At 70.9% G+C, this 3,492-nt stretch carries 3 protein-coding genes; 1 reads left to right on the top strand and 2 read right to left on the bottom strand.

Annotation, left to right across the window (positions count from 1 at the left end):
• Positions 1-1,158: a hypothetical protein gene (locus RMO85_RS02040; protein ID WP_310526167.1), complete on the bottom strand. Its 1,158-nt coding sequence runs from the start codon at positions 1,156-1,158 to the stop codon at positions 1-3.
• Between the two features lie 42 nt (positions 1,159-1,200).
• Between RMO85_RS02040 and RMO85_RS02035 the strand changes: the two genes are divergently transcribed.
• Positions 1,201-1,629, top strand: coding sequence for a nitroreductase/quinone reductase family protein (locus RMO85_RS02035; RefSeq protein ID WP_310526165.1), 429 nt, complete (start codon positions 1,201-1,203; stop codon positions 1,627-1,629).
• A gap of 392 nt (positions 1,630-2,021) precedes the next feature.
• Here the strand turns inward: RMO85_RS02035 and RMO85_RS02030 are convergent.
• Positions 2,022-3,492, bottom strand: a 1,471-nt coding sequence (locus RMO85_RS02030; protein ID WP_310526163.1) for an alkaline phosphatase D family protein, incomplete at its 5' end; no start/stop codon positions are given.

The following is a 3,492-nucleotide window of genomic DNA, read 5'->3' as shown; positions in this document are numbered from 1 at the left end:
CTATTCCGCGGACCACCACAGGCGCCCGCCCGTGCCGTCGTCGGCCAGCAGCAGCACCGTCTCGTCGTCAGCGGCCACCGTGAGGATGCGCTCGCCGCCCGTCTCGGGTGCCTGCACCGGGATCGTGGCCCGGGCCCACTCGTCGCCGTCCGTGCTGTGCCACAGCGCATAGGTGGCCCCGTCGCTCGTCGTCGACCACAGGCCGCGGCCGCTGGTGACCAGCGATGACACGAACGGGCTGCGCCGCGCCTCATCCGGGAGTACCCCGAACGCCTCCCCCATGCTCCACACGTCCCCCCGGCGCCGCCAGACCCCGAAGGTGTCGCCGCGCAGTCCCAGCGCGACCAGGTCACCGGTGACGGCGACCACCCTCTCGAGGTCGTCGAATGCGTCGCTGCCGGGCACCTCGCTGCGTTCCCAGGACACCGCGTCGCCCGACATCCAGACGACCGGTTCCCGGTCCAGCGTGGAGCGCGCGTTGCCGCCGCCGACCACGACCCAGCCGTCGCCGTCCCAGGCGGCTCCCTGAGCCAGCGAGACGAAGCCGTCCTCGTCGGCCAGGCCCGGTCGGCCCTCCTCGATGGTGAAGTCCCGACCGTCGACTGAGTGCCACACCGCCGGGCCGCTGATCCGGTTGCCCGTGATCAGCCAGCCGGGGTCGGCGCCGGCGATCGGCCCGACGTTGGTCGCCGTGGCGCCGCCGTACAGGTTGAAGGCAGCGCGCTGGTCGTCGAGCGTGCCGAGCTTCTCGAAGAACGTGGTCACCCGCGGGTTGCCGTGCGCTCCCCCGGACCTGGCGCCGACCGCAACGACCCGGTCGTGCGCGCAGGCGATCGTGGACAGGACGGCGCGCCGTCCCCAATAGGTCGTGGCGGTGACGTCCAGCGCCGTCCAGGTGACGCCGTCGGTAGAGCGCCATGCGGCCGGTCGGGCGTCCTGGGTGTCGGTCGGCTCGGTGAGCACCACACCGCCGACGGCCGTCCACGCTCCCCCGCATCTCACTGCATCCCGAACCGCGATCCGACCCCGTGGACCACTCGGATCGGGCAGGAGGGCCGCGTGCCAGGCCGGTTCCACCGGCTCCGGATCCGCGTCGGCGTCGCAGGCCACCGGCAGCACCAACATCGCCGAGACGCATCCGGACACGAAAGCACGCACAGGGCGATGGTGCCACGGTGTCCGCGCGGATAGCGTCGAGCCATGAACGACTTCAATGCGCAGATCATCGAGGAGTTCCACATCAACCGGGGCACCGTGACCACGATGGGATTCGGCGACCGACTGGTGCTCCTGCACTCCGTCGGCGCCAGGTCCGGAGCCCCACGCGTCAATCCGCTGATGGCCATCCCCGACGGCGACGGCTGGTTGGTCGCGGCGTCGAAGGGCGGGGCGCCCGAGAGCCCCGACTGGTACCACAACCTGCTCGCCAACCCGGCGGCCTCCGTGGAGGTGCCGGATGCCTCGGCGGACAGCGGCATCGCGGCGTACGACGTCGTGGCCGAGGACCTGCAGGGCACTGCTCGTGACGAGGCCTGGGCGAAGTTCACGGCGGCCGCTCCCGGCTTCGCGGCCTACGAGACGAACGCCGCGCCCCGCGTGATCCCGGTGGTGCGACTCGCCCGGCGGTAGCACCCCGCCCGCGCCCAGACGCGGTGACCGCGCCCTGGGCGGCTGCGGCGACCGATCAGCGGCGCTGTCTAGTCACGACGGGTGGTTGTGATGGTCCGATGACCCCCCACCGCGCGCATTCGCCGTCGGCAGGCCGGGAGTCGTGTCACCTTGAACTCACAACTACTCAAGGACGCGTAGGGGCAACACCATGTGGGACACCGTGAGCAGCAGCACCGACCATCTCTCGCACGACCGCCCGTGCGTCGAGTGCGGGCATGGGCAGCACACCTACCTGCCCTGCTCCGACTCGTGCCAGTGCATCCACGGGCGAGTCCTGGCGGGCAGCTCCAGCTAGCACCACGCCTGCCGTCCGCCGTGGCGCCCGGCCCGGCCGATGGCGCACTCCGGGGCTACTCGCCCAGCGTGTAGTCGGCGACCTTCGTCATCCGCGGCGACTCGTGGTCGTTGTCGACCACGGTGCCGCCGACCCACCACATGCGCAGCGACGACGAGTCGAGCTCGAGGAACGCCAGGTTGTTGTCGAACCACGGCCCCTTGGCGTACTTCCACAGGATCGGGCTGTTCGCCACCTTCGCCCAGTGAGACGCCAGCCGACCGAGTGGTCCTGCCACTCCGTAGCTGAGGATCGCGGTGGCGAAGCGCATGTTGCGCGAGAGCGGGTTGCGGATCGGGGAGCAGACCGCCTGCACCAGGTGGCTCTGCAGCGGCGGGCTGCGTCGCGCCGTACGACGTGAGAGACGCGCCTCGCTGACGTAGCTGTGGTGCACGTCCCCGGACAGGAACGTCACGCTGACCGGCGCCCGGCCGCGCTGTCCGGCGGCGACCTCGATGGTCATCGCGGCGACCCGCTGGAACGTGTCCTGGAAGGCCGCCCAGTGCTCGAGGTCGACCAGCTGGCGCGCCCACTCGCCGACGCGGGCACCCCGCTCGCCCCAGGCTCCTCCGGCCAGGGCCTCCCCGGCGGCCTCGAGGTGGTGCAGTCCGCGGGCGAGCATGAAGGGGATGGAGGTGCCCACCAACAGGTGATCGACATCGCCGCGGAGATGCTCGTCGAGCCAGGCCAGCTCGTCGGGGTCGAGGAGCGCGCGCTGGTCAGGATCCAGGACGCGAGCCGCACGAGAATCCACCACGACCAGGCGCGCCTGGTCACCGAACTCGCGCGCGTAGCTCCAGCGATAGGTGTGCGGCTCCCGGTCGACGCGGTCGGCGAAGGCGTCCAGCGCCTCGGACATGTCGAGCTCGTCGTCACCCTCGTGGGCCAGCACCTGCTGCCAGAGCTCGTCCTGGAGCCGGGCGGTGGGCGAGAGATTGCCCACGTGCTGGTAGACCCAGTACGACGCCAGGCCGGCCACGATCCGACCGTGCCACCACGAGGTGGCCTCCATCTCGTCGCGCCACGCCTGCGAGGTGTTCCAGTCGTCGCGGATGTCGTGGTCGTCGAAGATCATCGCGCTGGGCAGCGTCGAGAGCAGCCACCTGTTGGTGGCATCGGTCCAGGCGAGGCAGTAGAGGTGTGCGTACTCCTCGTAGTCGCGCAGCTCGGTCCAGGGCGGCTGCTCGATGTCGCGTCGGGCGGTGATGAACTCCCGCATCTCCTCGGTCGTCTCGTCGGCATAGACCTGGTCGCCCAGGAAGAGCACGAGGTCGGGCCATCGCGGCTCGAGGAGATCGCGGTCGCCGTCGGGGTGACGTGCCTGTGTCTTCCCGGCCATCCTCAGCGCATACGTGCGCAGCGTGTCGATGCCGTGAGACCTGTTGCCCCGCTCGTCGTGCGAGACCGAGGTCCGACACGACCCGAAGGCCATCCGCAGCGGCTTGCCCGGCTCGAGGGTGGCGATCACCGACTCGGGCAGCCCGGAG

The sequence above is a fragment of the Nocardioides sp. genome (assembly GCF_031422975.1).
Lineage (GTDB): Bacteria > Actinomycetota > Actinomycetes > Propionibacteriales > Nocardioidaceae > Nocardioides.
This window is presented reverse-complemented; position numbering and strand designations above follow the sequence as displayed.

Coding starts and splice junctions, on each gene's coding strand:
- RMO85_RS02035 (WP_310526165.1), top strand. CDS start 1,201: ATGAACGACTTCAATGCGCAGATCATCGAGGAGTTCCACATCAACCGG.